We start from the raw sequence: 20,960 nt of genomic DNA, 5'->3' as shown, positions 1-20,960 counted from the left end.
TAAATTATGCAGCGAGTAATAGAATAAAATAATACAAAAATGATGGGTCATGTTGTATCAGAGACTAGTCTTTTAATTTATAGATTGAATTTATACATTGTGCAGAAAATTTAAAAGCAGGTTGTTTGTGCAGATTTTCAGTTACTTTAAAGATTAAATCGACTAACCCGGTTGATGTGTATAGTTGATATTCAGCATTATTTATGTTTCTCATTTGTTAATTAAAACTTGGAAAATCATGTCCAGATTCTTTTTTAATGACCGTAAACAACTGGTCAATGAAGCGATTGAGGGTTTAGTCATTTCCGCGCCTCAGGGCAATCTTGTCAGACTGGATACAGATCCGGCAATACGGGTAGTGATGCGTAGTGACTGGGATAAAAGCCGGGTAGCCGTTATTTCCGGCGGAGGCTCCGGTCATGAACCCGCACATGCCGGTTTTGTTGGCAAAGGTATGTTAACAGCAGCTGTGTGCGGAGATTTATTTGCTTCGCCCAGCGTCGATGCAGTATTTAATGCAATTGTGGCGGTAACGGGGGAACAAGGCTGTTTATTAATTGTCAAAAATTATACCGGAGACCGGCTGAATTTCGGGCTGGCGGCAGAAAAGGCTAAAAGTCATGGGCTAAACGTAGAGATGGTAATCGTTGCCGATGATATTTCATTGCCGGAAAACAGACAGCCCCGCGGTATTGCCGGTACAGTACTAGTGCATAAAATAGCAGGTTATGCAGCAGAAGAAGGTAAATCCCTGACTCAGGTACGCGAGATAGCACAGCAAGCCTGTGACAATCTGTATAGTTTGGGTGTCGCTATGCAGACCTGTAATTTGCCGGACAATACGGAAGAAAAGCGAATTAAAGCCGGACAGGTTGAACTGGGACTGGGTATTCATGGTGAGCCGGGCGCTTCAATAGTGGATACGCACAACAGCAGAATGCTGATCGATACACTGGTTCAGGCATTATCGAAGTCAGCCGGATCAGGTCGTTTTGCTGTTTTAATTAATAATCTGGGTGGTGTATCTGCCCTGGAAATGGCCGTACTGACACGCGAGCTAGCGCATTCAGCCATTAGTAAACAAACTGATTTACTGATTGGTCCTGCCTCACTGGTTACCTCATTGGATATGAAAGGTTTTTCACTTTCGTTGCTTAAGCTGAACGATTACTTCAGCAAGGCGCTGAATGCGCCCGTAGAAACACAGGGATGGCAGAAACCCGTGGTTTTACAGCCCTTAAAAACCGTAGTATGTGAAACCGAATATAAACAGTCTGCTTATATTCCGTCTGAAAACGCTCAGGCAGCAGAATGTATCACAGTCATTACAGATACACTGATCCGGCTAGAAAATCAGCTTAATGCTCTCGATGCAAAAGTAGGTGATGGCGATACCGGAAGTACATTTGCTCATGCTGCGCATGCTATTGCCCGGCAGCTAGCACAAAAACATTTACCGTTAAATGATTTACCTCAACTGTTGTTGTGTATTGGCGAGCGACTGTCTGTTGTCATGGGTGGTTCAAGCGGGGTATTGATGTCGATTTTTTTCACTGCTGCCGGTCAGAAATTACAGACAGGCGGTACACTGGCAGAAGCATTATTAACCGGGCTGGCTCAAATGAAACATTATGGCGGTGCAGATATAGGTGACCGAACTTTAATCGATGCACTGCAACCGGCATTAATTGCATGGCAGAAACAGGGTTTTTCCGCAGCAATACCGGCAGCCAGAGAGGGTGCGGAAAAAACTGCTGATATGCATAAAGCCGGAGCAGGGCGCTCATCTTATGTTAATCAGCAAAATCTCGCCGGAGTGGCTGATCCGGGTGCAGTAGCGGTAGCTGAGGTATTGACTGCACTGAGTAAGCTGCAAGCTTAAGAACATCAGATTGTTACTTTTAAATTTATTTTTATTAGGAATAATAAATCGATAATATCCCTGATGGATTGTCAGTCAAGTTAATCGGATAATTATCTGCATTTATTTTTTATATTACATATATTTTATATTTGTATAACGATTTCAACAGAATGGAAAAAATTAAATGAAAGCTGTGATTCCTGTGGCTGGTTTTGGCACACGTATGTTACCGGCCACAAAAGCCATTCCTAAAGAAATGCTGACCGTAGCCGATAAACCTTTAATTCAATATATCGTTCAAGAATGTGCGGCAGCAGGAATTAATGAAATTGTTCTCGTTAATCATGCATCTAAAACTGTTATAGAAAACCATTTTGATACGGCTTTTGAGCTGGAAACACAGTTACAGAGTAAAGGTAAAACGGCTTTACTGAGTGAAACGCGTAGTGTATTGCCCAATGGAATGCAAATCATTCAGGTACGTCAGAGTGAAGCTAAAGGTTTGGGACATGCTATCTTGTGTGCACGTTCTGTGATTGGTGATGAACCATTTGCGGTATTGCTGTCTGATGTACTGATCGATGAAAATACCTGTAATCTGTCCACAGATAATCTGGCAGCAATGCTAAAACAGTTCCGGAATACACAGCGCAGCCAGATTATGGTTGAACGTGTGCCGATGAGTGAGGTTAATAAATATGGCATTGTCGATTGTAATAGTCAGCAGGCTGATTCCGGAAACAGCATCAGTATGAGTGCTATTGTGGAAAAACCGGCGACCGGACAGGCTCCATCTGATCTGGCTGTGGTTGGCCGCTATGTGCTTTCAGCTGCTATCTGGCCTTTGCTGGAAAAAACCTTACCCGGTGCAGGAGGCGAGATTCAGCTTACTGATGCCATTGCTGCCCTGATGCAGCATGAAGCTGTAGATGCTTTTGTGATTCAGGGCTGTTCACATGATTGCGGAGACAAACTTGGCTATATGAAAACATTCATTGAATATAGTCTGCGCCATCATCAGTGTGGTTCTCAACTCAAACAGTGGCTGCAAAAGCAAGCATTCTAATGCAGGCAAATACGGATATAAGCATCAATTATCATTTGCAGGGTACTATTGGTAAATGACTCAGGAATAGCTGCAGATCATCCGGTAAAGGAGCGGTAAGCTGTAAAATATCGCCACTAACCGGATGAGCCAGCGTTAATTCAGCAGCATGTAAAAACATTCTTTTCAGCCCGGCTTTTTGCAGGCGCTTATTTATCTGATAATCACCATAACGCTCATCTCCGGCAATAGGGCATGACTGTGATTGCATATGGACACGTATTTGGTGGGTACGGCCTGTTTTAAGTGTCGCTTCCATAAGTGTCAATGCTCTGATTCCCATATGGTGTAATTGCTCACCTGCATAACGCTGCAGTATCCGGAACTGCGTATGCGCCCGTTGTCCTTCCTGCGTGTTGCCGGCGATACGTACCATCTTTTCCCCTTGTGCACCGGTATATTTCAGTAGCGGAAGTTTAACTTGCCGTATATTTTCCGGCCAGTTGCCAATGGCCAGAGCCAGATACACTTTATGCGGATGATTCTGGCGAATTGATTCATGCAGTTTGACCAGTGCACTGCGTTTTTTGGCTATCATCAGCAAGCCGCTGGTATCTTTATCCAGCCTGTGAACCAGCTCCAGATAACGGGATTCAGGGCGGGCGCGGCGCAGTTGCTCAATAACGCCAAAACTAATACCACTGCCGCCATGTACCGCAATACCGGCCGGTTTGTTAATCACAAGTAATACATCATCTTCATACACAACCGTAAATTCCTGAGCAGGAATAGTCAAAGTTGTTGCGGATGGGTATCTGGCAGCAGTACGAATCGGGGGTAAACGAATTTCATCATTGACCTGAATCCGGTCTGTTCCTTTACAGCGCTTTTTGTTCAGACGGACTTCTCCGTTACGGATAATGCGCTGAATATGACTTTTCGGTACTCCTTTTAATTCCCTTATTAAATAATTATCCAGTCTCTGACCGGCACTTTCTGCACAGACAGATAAAAACTGCACTGAATCTTTGCTTAAAACCGTCATATTGCTTATAATCCGTAAGCTTTTATAAATAAATAAAAGTCATCAGTGGTCATGACCAAATATCGTGTTGGCAGACTGAACTGAACCAAAAATGGCCGCATTTTGCCCGAAGCTGAAAAGTGCCTGAAAGCGCAATTTGGCTGTAAATAATGAAATGTTAACGTATTTACCGGAAAAACGCACTGTTGCAGGCGTATTTCCCCGTGTTGCTGACCAGCCGTCAGCAGCAAGGGTTAGTGATTAAGTTTGACTCCATCAGGTGGCAAGCCACGGCTTCAGACGTGATCAGGCAGGACAAAACCTGAAAACGCAGCCGCTACTGTGCCCGAGCACCTGGCAGAATAACAGAAGAATGGCTACCCCAGTTAAGTGTCCGGTCCATACTGATCGGATACCGGACACACGCTGTTTAGCAGGTATCGTGTGATGCTGAATAGCGGATATGATCTTTACACCTTCTTTATGATGAAAGCCTTTAAGTTTGCCGCGAATGATTTAGTCAGGCAGGGCTATGGGTGTCAAATACTAATTACCACGCCTCGTCAGTGCACATAACGAGGTTCTCATGAAACGAATGTTATTCAACGCTACACAGGCAGAAGAGCTGCGTGTGGCTATTGTGGATGGGCAAAGTCTGCTTGACCTTGACATCGAAACGCTGGGAAAAGAGCAGCGTAAAGGTAATATCTATAAAGGTGTCATTACCCGTATCGAACCTTCTCTGGAAGCATGTTTTGTAGACTATGGCACAGATCGTCATGGTTTTTTACCATTTAAAGAAATCTCACGCAGCTATTTTCAGAATTATGAAGGCGGTCGTGTCCGGATTCAGGATGTACTTACAGAAGGTATAGAAGTCATTGTACAGGTGGAAAAAGATGAGCGCGGTAATAAAGGCGCAGCTCTGACCACTTTTATCAGTCTGGCCGGGCGCTATCTGGTACTGATGCCGAACAATCCGCGTGGCGGCGGTGTTTCCCGCCGTATTGAAGGGGAGGACCGGCAGGAACTCAAGCAGGCAATGAGTGAGCTGGATACACCGCGCGGAATGAGTCTGATTGCTCGTACAGCCGGTATTGGCCGCAGTACCGAAGAATTACAGTGGGATCTTAATTATCTGATTCAGTTGTGGCGGGCAATTGAGCAGGCGGCGCAGCAGCATAGTGAACCTTACCTGCTGTTTATGGAAAGTTCCTTACTTATTCGTGCCATTCGCGATTATTTCCAGCCAGATATCGGGGAAATTCTGATTGATTCTCAGGAAGTTTATGATCAGATCCGTGAATTTATGTCTTACGTGATGCCTGCCTATATCAACCGGCTGCGGCATTATACCGATCATATCCCACTGTTTTCCCGTTTTCAGATAGAGCAGCAGATCGAATCTGCATTTTCACGAGAAGTCGCCCTGCCATCCGGAGGAGCGATAGTTATCGACCACACCGAAGCGCTGGTATCCATAGATGTGAACTCTGCCAGAGCAACCCGTGGTGCAGATATTGAAGATACTGCTTTCAAAACCAATATGGAGGCCGCAGAAGAGGTTGCACGACAGATGCGTGTGCGTGACCTGGGCGGACTGGTGGTTATTGACTTCATTGATATGGAGAACAGTAAAAATCAGCGTGATGTAGAAATCACCCTGCGTGAAGCACTGAAAAAAGACCGTGCCCGGGTACAAATGGCTAAATTGTCCCGCTTTGGTTTAATGGAATTATCCAGACAGCGCCTGAAACCATCATTGGGAGAAAGCAGTCATACCATTTGCCCTCGCTGTGCCGGCACTGGTTTTATCCGCAGTATTGAATCAACTGCATTACATATCCTGCGCATCATTCAGGAAGAATCAATGAAAGACAACACAGCCGAAGTACGGGTACAGGTACCGGTGGATGTGGCTACTTTTCTGCTGAATGAAAAACGTGCTGAACTGTTTGGTCTGGAAGAGCGTCTGGATGTATGTGTATTGCTGATTCCGAATATTCATCTGGAAAATCCGCATTACAGCGTGACCCGTGTACGTACCGATAATGTGGAAGAAAATACCGTTCCCAGCTACCATCAGGTACAGGAACCGGAAAATATTGGCGAACTGCCTTTTTCTATTGGTCAGAATAAACCAGTTAAGCCAGAGGCTGCTGTTAAAGGGATTCATCATACTCAGCCTGCCCCGGTTATTGAGAAGACCACTGCAGGTAAAACCGAATCAGCGGGTATGTGGAAAAAACTGACCGGCTGGCTGGGTAATCTGCTGGGCGGAAAAGCGGTTGAATCTGCCACGGCAGATCGTGCGGCGGCAGAAAAAACCATCAAAACCACGCATCAGAAAAAAAATCAGAAATCCCAGACACAGGAACGCCGTCAGGCACGTGCCGGCCGGCTGGCTAAAAATAACAACTCAGCGCAAAAAGCTCAGACTGTAAATGAAGCTAAAACACCGGCCGATTCAGCACTCACCAACCGGTCAGCCAGTGAAAACCGCAACCGGCGTGAAGAAAAGCGTGCCGACAGATATGCGAATGCTCAATTAGATATGTCGGCTGATGCTGCTCAGGAAAAAAGTAGCTTTAAACAGGAACAGAATACTTCGCGCAGACGTCGTCAGCGGGCATCAGGTAAAAATGACACTCCGGTGCAGAATGTAAATACCATTAGTGCCACTGACGGAGTTCAGGTTAATGATCCTCTGATTATTACCCTGGCGGATACTGAGTCGAAAAATGAACGGCATAAAACACGGCATGACAAAAACAGTCGCCGGCAGAATGGCAAGAAAAAACGCAGTTACATTATCTCTGCCAGGAAAATCAGCCGGAATATTGATATCCGGACCATCACTGCTCAAATACAACTGACTGCAGAGCATGTACTGAATCCTGAAAAAAAACTCAATAACATTGCTGCACCATATTCTGAACCGATCCCTGAAACTGATGATATGATGGTGCAACAAGCAGTAGCACTGGCAGAACAGGCTATTGCCCGGGTTCTTGCACAGTCAGAGCAGGCGCTGCAGACAGCTGCTGTTGATAAAGCAATCGTTGTGGATACAGAGGCTGTTATCCAGACCAGAGAATCAGATATAACTTCGTCAGAAGCGGCGGTTACGGAGGCAGTGGCAGATATCAATCTAAGCCATATTGCCCGTCAAGGCGGGTTGATACTGGTTGAAACCAATGCAGATAAAGCAGTATTTACCACTAATGCCATTGATACAGTGCAGGAACAGCCTAAATTGCGGCGTAAGGATATTGTGCCGGACAAAGCAGATAATACAATAATCACACCTGCAGCATTGGAACAGATTGAAACCAGGATATAGCAAGATTGATTTATGTCTGATCGTAATCCGTATTTTTGATTCGGATATTTGCTGAATTAAAAACAGTGTTTAATGTTTATAGAATGCGTTAATTTTAAAATGATATCGTTTAATACAGAGAACCGGTCAGAACGAATTTGTAAAAAGCTTGATATAATTGCTAACCGATTAATTCTGTTGTAGTGATTGTTCTGGTTGATTATTGAATTCAGTTATTGTGTTGAAAAACTACAACACATTTAAACGCAGAATGTATTTTATATTAATGTATTATTTATTTTATAATGCATTGAATTTTTTAATAAATATTTTTATTTATCCATTGATTGCCGCTGAAAGGTTGTTGAAAAGTGTTGTGTGTTTGCAAATGAATTTGTTTTTTTGCAACTGAAGCATTATATTAACAGCCATGAAATCGCTAACGCGGCGATTAATGCAAAACTTTAAATGCTTATTAGGTTTTTGAAGTTTGTTTTTTCGACATAGAAAAGGAATACAGCAATGAAAAAAACCCTGATTGCTTTGGCTTTGACCACTTTGCCGGTTGCCGCTATGGCTGAGGTTGTTTTATATGGCCAAATGAAAGCTGGCTATGAAGTTTCTTCTACTAAAGACACTGGTGAAAGCCGTGATCCCTACCTGAATGGTATCGCCGACTATGGTTCACGTATCGGTGTCAAAGGTTCTGAAGATCTGGGACATGGTTTGAAAGTTATCTGGCAGGTTGAATCTGCTGTTCATTTGGGTAACAGCAATGATAGAGGGGATAGCTGGGCAACCCGTGACTCTTTCATAGGTTTGGAAACTCCATATGGTAAGGTTCGTGCTGGTCGCATCAGCAACCAGATGAATGCTAATATGGATGATATTGATACCTGGGAATATAACAATGAAGCATTGGGCTTGGGTAAATTCACCCGTACTGATGCCCGTTATGTAGGTATCGCTTATGATTCTCCGGAATGGGCAGGTTTCAGCTTCAACTTATTATACTCTCCTCGCGATAATGTAAATGGTCGCGATCGTGATAGTGAATACTTTATTCACTCTGGTGATAAATACAGCTTGGGTTTGAACTACAAAAACTCTGGCTGGTTTGCTAAATACGGTTTTGACTACCTGAAAAATTCTGCTATCCATGTCAACAGTATCACCCAAGAGCCTAATACTGGTGATTTGCTAATTAATACTAGCCGCAAGGATGGTCAGGTACATCGTTTTGAAGGCGGTTATGATGCCAATAACTGGTTTGTAGGTGTTGGATATCAATACACTAAAAATGCTAGCTCTTATAATAGATATGTGAATGAAATTGGTGATGAAATTGCAGGGTCACTTGCTGTAATTGCCGGCGCCCACCCTGGAGATTTAGTGGCTGGTGACCATAAAATGGGTATCTCTAATCAAGGTCAGGAAGCTGCTCTGACTGTTGGCTACCATTTTGGTAACATCTTCCCGAAAATTTCCTATGCTCACGGATGGGATGCTAAAATAAATGGTACTAAAGAGAAAAATACCAAATACGATCAGATCGTAATTGGTGCTGATTATGCTTTCTCTAAACGTACTACTGCAAATGTACAGGCAGGCTGGTTGCGTGAAGGTCGTGGTTACGAGTATGACAGCGTGAAGGATGAGTTTTACAATAATGGTAAAACAAAAACTACCGCTTTCGGTGTTGGTCTGAAACACACTTTCTAATTAGCGCTTAATTCTGATTAATTAGAATTTAAATTTAATCCCTGATTGAATAACAATTCAATCAGGGATTATTTTATAGCGAAAACATGATGTCTGTATAATAAGATAAAATGTAAGCGGTGTTGATTTAAAATTGAATTATTTGGACAACGACCTTAGTAAGGTTGTGTGCTCAGGCTCTTAAAGAGTAAAGCAGATTAGATGATCTGCACATATATCTATGCTGTGGAATGACTACCCATAATATCTGTATTAAGAGACTTGAATAAAGAGAAATTGTGGAAGATATTAAAAATAGTAATACTACTGGATTAAAATAAAATATCTATAAATTACTTTTTTAATATATTACAAAAATGTTAATAAAATAAGAATTAAGCAATATTTGAAAATATAAATACAATATGTTTAAATTCTAAAATCATAAAATAAATAACCCAAATTCTGATTGTTGATTCTGTCAAGATTATCCATACGCATTTATTTTTGTTGTTGTAAATAACTTCATTTAATAATAATTTCGAAAATTTAAATAAATATCCTTTAATAAAGAAAATTATTAAGATTTGTTAAAATATGTATATTTAAATGGTTTTTATAATCAAAATAAAGTATTTAATCTGCATTTAAATACGTTTCTGATGCTTATTTAACCTAATCTTTAATAATAGAAATTTCCCGGATTGATTAATCAAAAGTCATTGTTTGCTTTTTTATTACCCAACCAGTATATTTTTAGAGTCCGTCATATGACGATTGATGTAAACTTCAAAAGCGCTGCATTAAAGTTTTGAGGTTTGTATTTTTGATGTTTAGACAAGGAATACTATAATGAAAAAAACCCTGATTGCTTTGGCCTTAACCGCTCTGCCGGTTGCTTCTATGGCTGAGGTTGTTTTGTATGGTCAAATGAAAGCAGGCTATGAAGCTTCTTCTACGAAATACGGTAGTGACAGCCGTGGTCCGTACCAGAATGGTATTGCCGACTATGGTTCACGTATCGGCTTAAAGGGTTCTGAAGATCTGGAACATGGCTTGAAAGTCATCTGGCAGGTTGAATCTGCTATTCATTTGGGTAACAGCAATGATAAGGGTGATAGCTGGGCTAACCGTGACTCTTTCATAGGTTTGGAAACTCCATATGGTAAGTTTCGCGCCGGTCGCATCAGTAACCAGATGAAGGCCAATATGGATACTGTTGATCCATGGCAATACAACAACGAAGCACTGGGTTTGGGTAAATTTACCCGCACTGGTCAGCGTTATGTAGGTATTGCCTATGATTCTCCGGAATGGTCTGGTTTCAACTTCAACGTATTATATTCTCCGCGCGATAATGTTAATGCTGGTGAGCGGAATAAAGAGTATGACTATAACATGGGTGCAGGTGATAAATACAGTCTTGGTCTGAATTATCACAATGCCGGATATTACGCAAAATATGGTTTTGATTACTTGAAAAATTCAGCTGTTTTGCTTAATGAAGAAGGTATAAATGAATTTAAAGATGGTCAGGTACATCGTATTGAAGCTGGTTATGATGCTAATAATCTGTTTGTAGGTGTGGGTTATCAATATAGCAAAAATACAGGTTCATATAGTGAATATGTAAATGGTATTCACCCTTCTCGTCTAAATGCAGATCAGACTGGCATTGAGGCAATCGCTCCAGTTGGAGATCATAATGTAGTCACAGATAATAGTGGGCAGGAAGCTGTTTTAACTGTTGGTTATCACTTTGGTAATATTTTCCCGAAACTGACTTATGCTCATGGCTGGGATGTTAAAACTGACGGTAGTAAAGATAAAAATACCAAATACGATCAGATCGTAATCGGTGCTGATTATTCCTTCTCTAAACGTACTACTGCAAATGTACAGGCCGGCTGGTTGCGTGAAGGTAACGGTCCCGATGATATTAGTGGGGATATAGGACCGAACAACGAGCCCATCATGGTGGGTAAAGGTAAAACCAAAACTACTGCATTTGGTGTTGGTCTGAAACATACTTTCTAATCAGGCTTTGTAGCTGATTTTGGAAAAAACCCCGCAGCAGCGGGGTTTATTTTTTATATCCGGTAAATCTAACCAGTTAATTATTAAAATAAAATACATCTGTACTTTGTATTTGCAATCATATTTGCATAATTATTTAATTACTGATTTTGCTTAAAAGCCGTTTTTGTTTCTGTTTTATTTATTACGATGCCGTTTGATATACCAGTATATCAGCAAAGCAAATACAGCTACTATCAGAATAACAACAAAGAGCAGTTTCGTATATTGTTGAAACTCTGCAAACAGCCATTGCGCTGATTGTCCGAACAGATAACCAAAACTAACGATAATGGTTGCCCAGAGTAAAGCGCCCAATGCATTAAATAACAGAAACCGATGGAATGTTACTTTACTCATACCGATGGCAATCGGGCCGGCAATACGCAAACCATACATGAAGCGTACTCCGATAATAATGACAGAGCTGTGTTTACACAGCAAACGATCAGTTTTGGCTACCATCGGATCCAGTTTAGGGAAATGCTGCAATAGGTGTTTACCATAATAACGGCCGAGCAAAAAACATATCTGGTCACCCAGCATCCCGCCGGCTGCCGCACACAGGATTGAAGGCACAAATAATAAATAGCCTTTGTGTACGAAAAAGCCGGCCAGGGTCAGTATGGTTTCACCTTCAAGAATGCTGCCGATAAATATAGCCAGGTAGCCATAGTGATTCAGTAATTGCTCAACATTCATCTGTTTAATAGAGTTAGAAAGAAATCATTTGTTAAACATAAGGTTGTTTAAACCGTTCTGGCAATCTGTTTTGCCAGAACCAGACAAAATTTACACGCCATATTGTTTACGGTATTCTGCTACCGGCTGGCGATAATCAGCCAGTGTTGAGTCATTTTCTAATAACAGCAGTAAATCTTCCAATGTGGCAATGGCCGTTACCGGTATTTGATACTGTTGTTCGACTTCCTGAACGGCGGATTGATTTCCCTGACCTTTTTCCATGCGGTCAAGTGCAATGGCTACACCTGCGGTAACCGCGCCTTCACGCTGAATGATGGCAACCGATTCACGTACGGAAGTACCGGCTGAAATAACATCATCTATAATCAGTACACGACCTTTAAGCGGTGCACCAACCAGTACGCCACCTTCGCCATGGTCTTTTGCTTCTTTACGGTTATAGGCATATGGTACATTACGCCCTTCTTCCGCCAGCATCATGGCTGTTGCTGCGGCCAGAATAATGCCTTTATAGGCCGGTCCGAACAGCATATCAAATTCAATACCGCTGGCAAGAATCGAGCGTGCATAAAAACGTGCCAGTTGCAGAATACTATAGCCATCGTTAAACAGTCCGGCATTGAAAAAATAAGGTGATTGTCTGCCGGCTTTGGTTGTGAACTGGCCAAATTTTAAAACATGTTGTTGCAGAGCGAAGTGCAGAAAATCCTGACGGAAATCAGACATAATGATCCTTAATGGTAAAATGGCAGATTAAAAATTTTAAGATGTAAATTTTATCATTAATCGAAAGGACATGCGGATGCGCATTATTTCAGCCAATGTAAATGGAATACGTTCAGCTACCAGTAAGGGTTTTATTGATTATCTGGCGCAGGCACAGGCTGATATTGTGTGTGTTCAGGAGTTAAAAGCCCAGGAAGCGGATTTGACAGAGCAGATGAAGCATCCGCTGGGTATGTATGGTGCGTGGCATACCGCAGTGAAACGTGGCTATAGTGGTGTGGCAATTTACAGTAAACAGCAGCCTGATGATGTGCAAATCGGCTTAGGATGGGAAGATTTTGATCATGAAGGCCGCTATGTACGTGCTGATTTTGGCAAGCTCAGTGTTATTTCAGTATATCTGCCGTCCGGAAGCAGTTCGGAAGAACGGCAGCAGGCTAAATTCTGTTTTCTGGATAAATTTTTACCGGTTCTGCGTGAATTGCAGGCCTTACAGCGCGATATCGTAATCTGTGGCGACTGGAATATAGCGCACCAGAATATTGATTTAAAAAACTGGCGCGGCAATCTGAAAAATTCCGGTTTTTTGCCGGAAGAGCGTGAATGGCTGAGCCAGATTATCAATGAGCTTGGCTGGGTGGATATCTGGCGTACGCTGTATCCTGAGATTCCCGGTTATACCTGGTGGAGTAATCGCGGGCAGGCTTATGCCAAAGATGTAGGCTGGCGTATTGATTATCAGATGGCTACGCCGGCACTGGCTGCCTGTGCACAAACTGCTACGATCTATAAAGAAGAAAAATTTTCTGATCATGCGCCTTTGATTGTTGATTATGACTATCAAATAAAGTGCACAAAGTAATGCAATTGGTTTTCGGCAGTCATATAACAATCTGAACAGCGGGTAGCTTGCATGACCGGTAATATATTTAATCCGGCTACCAGTGAATAGGCAGAAGCGGGTAGGGCTGCATGCTCTATCCGCTTATGATAAATTCTATCTCCCATCACTACATTAATTGTATTCATTTAAAGCGTTCAGTAAACGCCTGTATATTGATTGTCTGATGGCAGACTGATATTTGCCGTGGTAATAAATATGGGAATATCAGGAACCGGTATTCATGGAACTGAGTTAATGTGATTTAATTAATTGTCTCTACAATCTCGTATTCCTGCATTTTATATAATAATGTTCTTTTGCTGACGCCTAGTGAGCGGGCGGTATTTTCCCGGTGTCCGTTATTCAGCCTCAATTCATTAATGATTAATTCTTTTTCATAAATTTTGACTTTTTCTTTTAAGGTAGCACCCAGCTGTTCATCTTCACTAAAATCAGGATGAAAATCAGGTGTTTTTTTATGAGCAATAATTTGTGCGGGCAAATCTTGCGGATAGATAAACAGTCCGTTGGACATGACCACTGCATGTTCGATGGCATTAGACAATTCACGTACATTGCCCGGCCATGGGTATTGATTAAGTACTTCTACCGCACTAATCGAAAAATCCAGTAATTCCTTATTATTTTCATGGCAAAACTGATTGGCAAAATAGCGCGCCAGTAGCATGACATCATTTTTCCGGTCACGTAAGGGTGGTAAGCTTAATTCCATTACGTTCAGTCTGTAGAATAAATCTTCGCGGAATTCACCAGTGCTGATCATATCCTGAAGGCTACGATTGGTAGCGGCAATCAGCCTGAAATCAGTTTTAATTAATCTGCTGCCACCGATTGGTTCGAATTCTCTTTCCTGGATTACCCGCAGAAGCTTAACCTGAAGATTGGTTGACATTTCAGCTACTTCATCCAGAAAAAGTGTCCCTTGGTGTGCCCGCTCAAATAAACCAATCTGGCGTTGATAAGCTCCGGTAAATGATCCTTTTTCATGTCCGAACAAAGTACTTTCCAGCAAGGTTTCCGGTAATGCACCGCAGTTTACTTTGATAAACGGGCCGGTTGAGCGGGTACTGTAATAATGAATGGTTTTGGCGACTAATTCTTTACCCGTACCGCTTTCACCAGTAATCAATACGGTGGTTTTGGTTTGTGAAATTTTGGCAATATTGCGGCACAGTTCCATCATATTCGGGCTGTTAGTCAGAATATGACCCTTATTATCCGAGCTGAATAATTCTATTTTTGGCGATAAATCCATTCCCTCTTTTTTAGCTTTGCTCAACTCCAGGGTACGTTTTATCAGTGCTTTGAGTTCATTCAGGTCAAAGGGTTTAACAATATAATCAATTGCACCGAGTTTTAATGCTTCTACCGCCGTATCCACACCGGCATAGGCAGTCATAAGAATGATGGATATATCCGTATAGTTCTGTTTAATTATTTTCAGTGCTTCCAGTCCGCTCATCTGAGGCAGGCGATTATCCATTAAAATTAAATCAACCGATTGCTGCTCTAAGGTTTCAATAGCGTCTTCTGCATTATCAACAGCAATAACCTGATAATGTTCCTGTGATAAAAAAATAGATAACAGTTTGCGCAGATTTAATTCATCTTCGACAATTAAGATTTTTTCTGACATAAATTCCGGATTATTGTGTATCAGTTAACGGGAAGTGCTACTTCAACCGTAACACCATTGCTGTGCTCATTATTTTTAATGCTAATTTGCCCTTTATGTGAGGAAACTATTTTCTCAACCATGGCCAGACCCAGCCCGGTACCAGAAATTTTAGTGGTAAAAAACGGCGTAAAGATTTTATCCATTATTTCGCTTTTAATGCCTTCACCATCATCCTTTATCCGGATTAACTGATACTTTTGGTTAGCAGACATTAATGTAGAGATTTCAATGTTACCCTGATCACTGACTGCCTGAATGGCATTGATTAATAAATTCAGTATTGCCTGTTTGATTAATTCTTTATCCAGATACAATGGCGGTAACTGGCTGGCTAATGAAAGAGTCAGGACGATGTTATTTGAGCGGTGAGATGAATTAACCAGTACCAGTACTTCATTAATCAGGTCGTTTAATTGCACCGAAACATAATAATTTTTTGAGGGTACTGAGAAATCAAGTAGCTGCTGAATTACCTGATTAATCGAATCCACTTCTTTCAGAATAATCTCAAGATATTCATTTTGCTCAGCACGGGGTAAATCATTTTGCAGATATTGCACGAAACCGCGTACTGCAGCCAGCGGGTTGCGGATCTCATGGGCAATGCCTGCCATCAGCTCGCCCAGTGCCACCAGGCGTTCGGTTTGCTGGATTAATTTTTCTACTTCTTCCCGTTCGGTGATATCTTTAAAAATAACGACGGCACCAATAATATTACCCTGATGATCTTTCAGATGGCTGGTGCTGGCTGAGATTCGGATAATTTGCCGGGCAACCGGGAAATCTACTTCCACACCGACATGATCGATACCATTATATAAAGTATCCAGTAAAGGACTTTGAAAATTTTTATCATCAACTATGGTTGAATATGGCCGGCTAAGGACTTGTTCCAGCTGATAGCCGGTGATTTTTTCTGCAGCCGGATTTAACATGGTAATAAAGCCATTATTATCCACAGTAATAACTGCATCCAGTGTGTTTTCCAGAATCAGCTCGTTGATAGTTTTGGTTTTTCTGAGCTTTTCGGCCAGACTGTTAATTCCGCTGACAATTTCATTCAGCTCACCGCGTATAACTGGCAGACGACTGTCCAGCGAGAAGGGGAGTTTTTCCAGCCCTTGTTTGATTATATTGATATCAGTATTCAGTTTTCTGGATAAAACAGAAGCAATACAAATACAGCTCAGCATACAGATCAGGCTGATAATAATGACATTTTTATCAAATACAAACGCCTGCTTTTCAATGTCATCCAAAGTTTCATTAGCCCAGATATAGCCAATTATCTGATTATTGCGCACAATGGGAATCATGGCATTCATGATATTGCCGCGGACTTGCTGGCCGGTTTCAATCATATGCCGGCCGCTGGTCATAACTTCACGCCCTTTATGCTCAGCCGGAATAGATTTACCAACATTCACACCATAGGCTGACTGCGGGGCATACAACACAATGGCATCTAATTGTTTATGATAATAACCGGCTGCAATATTCGGCATATCTTTCAGCAGCGGTTCAATTTTAGGAGAGAGATACTGATTAAGCTGGGTAATTTGTTGTGTTCGGGGCAGGCTTTTATCCACCTGCTGGTAAGCATCACCTAAAAGCAAATCCAGAGTTTTGGTAATGGCATAAAGTTTATGGCTTTTTTCCTGTCTGAGAAGTTCGCGCCCTTCTTTATCAATTAGAACGGCACAGACAAAAATTGAAAAACAGGATAGGAAGGTCACCAGTAAAAAAATACGGGCACTGATTCGGTCCGGATATAGGCGCTGAAGGAAGCTGGTGTTCATAAGTGCTCAAATATCCATAATTATCAATAAAATATTTTTAATATCCGGCTGGTACACAGCCAAAATATTTATCTGAATTAATTTTAAATTATCAGATGAATTATGCAAATTAACAAGTCAGGCGATATCGGATAAACTCATTACCACCTGACTGTTTAACCTAATCATATGTCTGTTAACCAGAAATTACTCTTAGTTTGACCGGATTATCATTAACAGCGTTCCAGAATAACAGCCGTACCTTGTCCGCCGCCAATGCATAATGTTGCCAGTCCCAGCTGTTTATCACGATGAAGCATGGAATAAAGCAGGGTAACCAGAATACGTGCACCGCTGGCGCCAATAGGATGACCCAGGGCAATGGCACCACCATGAATATTGGTTTTGTCCATATCAAAATTCAGCTCGCGTCCGACGCCGAGGAATTGAGCAGCAAAAGCTTCATTTGCTTCGATTAAATCGATATCAGACAGCTGCAGTGCTGCTTTTTGTAAAGCCAGCCGGGTTGCCGGTACCGGACCCATTCCCATTATGCTCGGATCAACGCCGCCAGAAGCATAGCTGCGAATATATGCCAGTGGTTTTAAGCCTAATTCTTTTGCTTTGGTTTCTGACATCAGCACAAGAGCAGCGGCACCGTCATTAATACCGGAAGAATTACCCGCAGTCACTGTACCGTCTTTTTTAAACGCCGGTCTGAGTTTTGCCAGACCTTCCGCAGTGCTGTCTGCTTTGGGATATTCATCCTGTTTGAAGATAATATCGCCCTTGCGTGAGCTGATGGTGACCGGAACAATTTCTGCTTCAAAGTCACCATTGTTATTAGCTTCCGTAGCCAGCTTTTGAGAACGCAGTGCCAGTTCGTCCTGTTCCTCACGGCTGATAGAATACTGTACAGCAATATTTTCTGCCGTAATTCCCATATGGTAATGATTGGTAGCACAGGTTAATCCGTCATTCACCATGGTATCGTACAGTTCGGCATTACCCATTTTCAGCCCCCAGCGGGCTTTACTGCCAAGCAGATAGGGTGCCTGAGACATATTTTCCATACCGCCGGCGACAACAATATCATTGTCACCGGTTAAAATACTTTGTGTGGCCAGTACGATTGATTTAAGTCCGCTGCCGCATACCTTATTTACAGTAAAAGCCGGTACGCTGCTGGGAATACCTGCATTCAGTGCAGCCTGCCGGGCAGGATTCTGTCCCAGTCCGGCCTGAAGCACATTACCCATAATCACTTCATTTACCGCACCGGCATCCAGTGCAGCACGTTTTAAAGCTTCGTCAATAACAACTTTCCCCAAATTAATGGCACTGACAGAGGCAAGTGAACCATTAAAACTGCCGATGGCGGTGCGTGCAGCACTGACGATTACGGTTTTTGTCATAATAAACTCCCTTTTTTAACTAGAAAAAGTACAGACCAATCAGGAATATCGGCGTAGTGAATATCAGCGCTGTCATACAATATCCCATAATGTCACGCACCCCGAGACCGGCAATAGCCAGTGCAGGTAATGCCCAGAATGGTTGCAGCATATTCATCCATTGTTCGCCGTAGGCAATTGCCATCGTAGATTTACCTAAATCAGCACCCAGAGCCTGTGCGGCAGGAATCACGAACGGGCCTTGAATAACCCAGTGGCCGCCACCTGACGGTACGGCAAAATTAATAATGCCGGAGCTGAAGAACGTCCAGATAGGGAAGGTATCCTTACTGGCAATATTGATGAAAAATTCAGTGATAAGACCACCCAGACCGGAATGTTCCATCATCAGCTGAATACCCGCATAAAACGGAAACTGGATGATAATACCAGCTGTGCTTCTGGCTGCATTGGAGACAGCACGCATGTACGCCATAGGTGTACGGTGTAACAAAACACCGGCCGTCAGGAATATCAAGTTAACGGTATTAATGGTGATATTAAAACCATTATGATAGAAGTAAATCAGCAGATAACTGATACCCAGAGCACCTACCAGCAAAGAAAGCAGCTTACTTTCTTCCATTTTTTCAGCTATGGTAGCTGTTTTCCGGTCAAGCTTACGCTGAAAATCGGGTTCCGGTGCCAGCAGCTCAGGATTAACCACATTCACCTTACCGTCAGTTCTGACCATAAACCGCACCAGAAGAGGTAAACAGATAATCAGCATAGAAGTAATAAAAATATTACTGGCTGAAAACATGGTCTGAGAAATCGGCACAATACCCTGCGGATTAGTGTCACTAATCATAAAGTGTGCAACAGGATTCCCCGGAGTTGCCGCCATTAAAGGCATTGATCCGGACAAACCGCCACCCCATGTCATAAAAGCAATATAAGCACAGGCGATCAGTAAGCCATAATCCACATTCTTAACCTGTCTGGCCACTTCCTTTGCCAGCATGGCACCTACAACCAGACCAAACCCCCAGTTTAAAATACAGGCAATGCAGCCGACAAAAGTAACCAGCATGGCTGCTTGTGTAGGAGTTTTGGCCAGAGAGGCAATAGATACCAGAACAGATTTCACCGGGGGTGAGCTGGCTAAGGCATGGCCGGTAACCACAATCAGAGCCATCTGCATACCAAAGGCCAGCAAATTCCAGAAGCCGTCCCCCCACATTTTTATCAGACCCAGAGGCTGTGAATCAGTTAATCCCCAGGCCATGAAAAAAATGATAAAAGTAAGCAGTAAAGCAAATATCAGCGGGTCAGGCAGATATTTACTGACCAGATTAGTCGTATGTCTGGATAAACGTGAAATCATAAAACTTATGCCCCTGTAGCAATGGACATCGTTTTCAGATTATCCGCAACAATAAACTCTGCCGTGGTATGCGCTTTTACAGTATCAACATCCACACCCTCAGCGGTTTCAATCAGATACATTTGACCGTTTATAAATTCAAATACAGCCAGCTCAGTAATAACCATGCTGACTTTACCTTTCGCCGTAAGCGGCAAAGTGCATTCCGGCAATATTTTCGGTTCCCCGGTTTTAGTACAGTGTTCCATGGCAATAATTACCTTTTTCGCACCTGTAACCAGATCCATAGCACCGCCCATACCCGGCACCATTTTGCCCGGTACCATCCAGTTAGCCAGATTGGCATGCTGGTCAACTTCCAGTCCGCCAAGCACACAGGCATCGACATGACCGCCGCGAATCAGCATAAAAGAAAATGCACTGTCAAACATTGCCGCACCGGGAACAATGCCGCAAGGCTGACCGCCTGCATTAACAATATTCGGTTCATCAACTGTTTTAGGTCCCAGCCCCAGAAAGCCATTTTCTGATTGCAGCGTAATATTGATACCTTCAGGCAAGTAATTCACCACCTGAGTTGGTAAACCAATCCCCAGATTAACAACATCCCCGTTACGTAATTCCTGAGCAACACGGCGAGCAATTAATTCTTTTTTATCCATTGTCTTTATTCCTTAATCGTTAGTGCTAACCATAAAATCAACTAATGCTGCCGGTGTCATCACCGCATCAGGATGTATCTGGCCAACTTCTACCAGTTCATCAGCCTGAGCAATCACCGTGTCAGCAGCGGTAGCAATCAGCGGATTAAAATTACGTGCAGCATACTGATAGACCAGATTACCGTTGTAATCAGCCTTATGCGCATGAATGATGGCTAAATCAGCACGGATTGGCAGCTCAAGTAAATACTCACGATTATTAACTGATAAAACTTTCTTGCCTTCAGCAACAATCGTACCCACTCCGGTAGGTGTTAAAACTCCGCCCAATCCGGCACCGCCGCAGCGAATCCGTTCAGCCAGCGTACCCTGAGGTACCAGCTCAACTTCCATCTCACCGGCAATCATTCTTCTGCCTGTTTCACGATTGGTGCCAATATGGGAAGTAATCACTTTTCTGACCTGATTATTGTTAATCAGCGGTCCGACACCAGTGTCTACAAAAGCTGTATCATTTCCGATAAGTGTTATATCCTTAATACCCGATTCCAGAATTGCATTCACAATCTTTGACGGCGTACCACACCCCATAAAACCGCCAAACATAATCGTCATACCGTCTTTAAGAAAATCCCGGATTTTATCGGTAGTGATTAATTTTGTTTGCATCAACGGCTCCTTGTTACACGTTAAA

At 42.6% G+C, this 20,960-nt stretch carries 16 protein-coding genes; 6 read left to right on the top strand and 10 right to left on the bottom strand.

The window, feature by feature from the left end; all coding sequences use genetic code 11:
• Positions 1–238 precede the first annotated feature (238 nt).
• Positions 239–1,882: a dihydroxyacetone kinase subunit DhaK gene (locus GY065_RS09500; protein WP_174833922.1), complete on the top strand. Its 1,644-nt coding sequence runs from the start codon at positions 239–241 to the stop codon at positions 1,880–1,882.
• 166 nt (positions 1,883–2,048) lie between these two features.
• On the top strand, positions 2,049–2,930 hold the full coding sequence (gene galU, locus GY065_RS09495) for a UTP--glucose-1-phosphate uridylyltransferase GalU (protein ID WP_174833921.1): 882 nt from the start codon (positions 2,049–2,051) through the stop codon (positions 2,928–2,930).
• Positions 2,931–2,961: 31 nt separating this feature from the next.
• On the opposite strand, the gene GY065_RS09490 is transcribed toward galU, so the two are convergent.
• Positions 2,962–3,954: an RluA family pseudouridine synthase gene (locus tag GY065_RS09490; RefSeq protein WP_174833920.1), complete on the bottom strand. Its 993-nt coding sequence runs from the start codon at positions 3,952–3,954 to the stop codon at positions 2,962–2,964.
• 565 nt (positions 3,955–4,519) lie between these two features.
• Here GY065_RS09490 and GY065_RS09485 point away from each other — a divergent pair.
• The 3 genes from GY065_RS09485 (at position 4,520) to GY065_RS09475 (ending at position 10,993) form a co-directional block, all read left to right on the top strand.
• On the top strand, positions 4,520–7,276 hold the full coding sequence (locus GY065_RS09485; protein WP_174833919.1) for an Rne/Rng family ribonuclease: 2,757 nt from the start codon (positions 4,520–4,522) through the stop codon (positions 7,274–7,276).
• Between the two features lie 501 nt (positions 7,277–7,777).
• Entirely contained in the window at positions 7,778–8,977 is a 1,200-nt protein-coding gene (locus tag GY065_RS09480) for a porin (RefSeq protein ID WP_174833918.1), read from the top strand.
• A gap of 831 nt (positions 8,978–9,808) precedes the next feature.
• Complete coding sequence (locus GY065_RS09475) at positions 9,809–10,993, top strand: porin (protein WP_174833917.1); 1,185 nt, start codon at positions 9,809–9,811, stop codon at positions 10,991–10,993.
• A 177-nt stretch (positions 10,994–11,170) separates the two neighbouring features.
• On the opposite strand, the gene GY065_RS09470 is transcribed toward GY065_RS09475, so the two are convergent.
• Together GY065_RS09470 and pyrE are read right to left on the bottom strand one after the other, a co-directional pair.
• On the bottom strand, positions 11,171–11,734 hold the full coding sequence (locus tag GY065_RS09470; RefSeq protein WP_084562686.1) for a DedA family protein: 564 nt from the start codon (positions 11,732–11,734) through the stop codon (positions 11,171–11,173).
• A gap of 90 nt (positions 11,735–11,824) precedes the next feature.
• Positions 11,825–12,463: an orotate phosphoribosyltransferase gene (gene pyrE, locus GY065_RS09465; protein ID WP_174833916.1), complete on the bottom strand. Its 639-nt coding sequence runs from the start codon at positions 12,461–12,463 to the stop codon at positions 11,825–11,827.
• 76 nt (positions 12,464–12,539) lie between these two features.
• On the opposite strand from pyrE, the gene GY065_RS09460 reads away from it, so the two are divergent.
• Entirely contained in the window at positions 12,540–13,325 is a 786-nt protein-coding gene (locus GY065_RS09460) for an exodeoxyribonuclease III (protein ID WP_174833915.1), read from the top strand.
• On the opposite strand, the gene GY065_RS09455 is transcribed toward GY065_RS09460, so the two are convergent.
• The 7 genes from GY065_RS09455 to atoD form a co-directional block, all read right to left on the bottom strand.
• Positions 13,304–13,492: a hypothetical protein gene (locus tag GY065_RS09455; protein ID WP_174833914.1), complete on the bottom strand. Its 189-nt coding sequence runs from the start codon at positions 13,490–13,492 to the stop codon at positions 13,304–13,306. The genes GY065_RS09460 and GY065_RS09455 overlap by 22 nt on opposite strands.
• 116 nt (positions 13,493–13,608) lie before the next feature.
• Positions 13,609–15,003 (bottom strand): sigma 54-interacting transcriptional regulator, encoded by a 1,395-nt coding sequence (locus tag GY065_RS09450; protein WP_084553761.1) that lies wholly within the window; start codon positions 15,001–15,003, stop codon positions 13,609–13,611.
• A 20-nt stretch (positions 15,004–15,023) separates the two neighbouring features.
• A complete protein-coding gene (gene atoS, locus GY065_RS09445) occupies positions 15,024–16,844 on the bottom strand; it encodes a two-component system sensor histidine kinase AtoS (RefSeq protein ID WP_174833913.1) in 1,821 nt (606 codons plus the stop codon).
• A gap of 212 nt (positions 16,845–17,056) precedes the next feature.
• Positions 17,057–18,238, bottom strand: a complete 1,182-nt coding sequence (locus GY065_RS09440) for an acetyl-CoA C-acetyltransferase (protein WP_174833912.1) — start codon at positions 18,236–18,238, stop codon at positions 17,057–17,059.
• 19 nt (positions 18,239–18,257) lie between these two features.
• Complete coding sequence (locus GY065_RS09435; protein WP_084565342.1) at positions 18,258–19,604, bottom strand: TIGR00366 family protein; 1,347 nt, start codon at positions 19,602–19,604, stop codon at positions 18,258–18,260.
• 5 nt (positions 19,605–19,609) lie between these two features.
• A complete protein-coding gene (locus GY065_RS09430) occupies positions 19,610–20,266 on the bottom strand; it encodes a 3-oxoacid CoA-transferase subunit B (RefSeq protein ID WP_025331311.1) in 657 nt (218 codons plus the stop codon).
• 12 nt (positions 20,267–20,278) lie between these two features.
• Positions 20,279–20,935 carry an acetate CoA-transferase subunit alpha gene (gene atoD / locus GY065_RS09425; protein ID WP_025331310.1) on the bottom strand — a complete coding sequence of 219 codons (657 nt, stop codon included), beginning with the start codon at positions 20,933–20,935 and terminating at the stop codon, positions 20,279–20,281.
• Positions 20,936–20,960: the final 25 nt, after the last annotated feature.

The sequence above is a fragment of the Snodgrassella sp. ESL0323 genome (assembly GCF_013346865.1).
In the GTDB taxonomy this organism is placed as follows: Bacteria; Pseudomonadota; Gammaproteobacteria; order Burkholderiales; family Neisseriaceae; genus Snodgrassella; species Snodgrassella alvi.
The sequence above is the reverse complement of the archived record's forward strand: the minus strand, read 5'-3'. Positions and strand labels throughout refer to the sequence as shown.

Bases quoted from the DNA above. Each gene is read 5' to 3' on its own strand.
- GY065_RS09470 (WP_084562686.1), bottom strand. From the start codon at position 11,734: ATGAATGTTGAGCAATTACTGAATCACTATGGCTACCTGGCTATATTT.
- GY065_RS09430 (WP_025331311.1), bottom strand. From the start codon at position 20,266: ATGGATAAAAAAGAATTAATTGCTCGCCGTGTTGCTCAGGAATTACGT.
- GY065_RS09500 (WP_174833922.1), top strand. From the start codon at position 239: ATGTCCAGATTCTTTTTTAATGACCGTAAACAACTGGTCAATGAAGCG.
- pyrE (WP_174833916.1), bottom strand. From the start codon at position 12,463: ATGTCTGATTTCCGTCAGGATTTTCTGCACTTCGCTCTGCAACAACAT.
- GY065_RS09490 (WP_174833920.1), bottom strand. From the start codon at position 3,954: ATGACGGTTTTAAGCAAAGATTCAGTGCAGTTTTTATCTGTCTGTGCA.
- GY065_RS09480 (WP_174833918.1), top strand. From the start codon at position 7,778: ATGAAAAAAACCCTGATTGCTTTGGCTTTGACCACTTTGCCGGTTGCC.
- GY065_RS09435 (WP_084565342.1), bottom strand. From the start codon at position 19,604: ATGATTTCACGTTTATCCAGACATACGACTAATCTGGTCAGTAAATAT.
- GY065_RS09485 (WP_174833919.1), top strand. From the start codon at position 4,520: ATGAAACGAATGTTATTCAACGCTACACAGGCAGAAGAGCTGCGTGTG.
- galU (WP_174833921.1), top strand. From the start codon at position 2,049: ATGAAAGCTGTGATTCCTGTGGCTGGTTTTGGCACACGTATGTTACCG.
- GY065_RS09440 (WP_174833912.1), bottom strand. From the start codon at position 18,238: ATGACAAAAACCGTAATCGTCAGTGCTGCACGCACCGCCATCGGCAGT.
- GY065_RS09450 (WP_084553761.1), bottom strand. From the start codon at position 15,003: ATGTCAGAAAAAATCTTAATTGTCGAAGATGAATTAAATCTGCGCAAA.
- GY065_RS09455 (WP_174833914.1), bottom strand. From the start codon at position 13,492: ATGAATACAATTAATGTAGTGATGGGAGATAGAATTTATCATAAGCGG.
- atoD (WP_025331310.1), bottom strand. From the start codon at position 20,935: ATGCAAACAAAATTAATCACTACCGATAAAATCCGGGATTTTCTTAAA.
- GY065_RS09475 (WP_174833917.1), top strand. From the start codon at position 9,809: ATGAAAAAAACCCTGATTGCTTTGGCCTTAACCGCTCTGCCGGTTGCT.
- GY065_RS09460 (WP_174833915.1), top strand. From the start codon at position 12,540: ATGCGCATTATTTCAGCCAATGTAAATGGAATACGTTCAGCTACCAGT.
- atoS (WP_174833913.1), bottom strand. From the start codon at position 16,844: ATGAACACCAGCTTCCTTCAGCGCCTATATCCGGACCGAATCAGTGCC.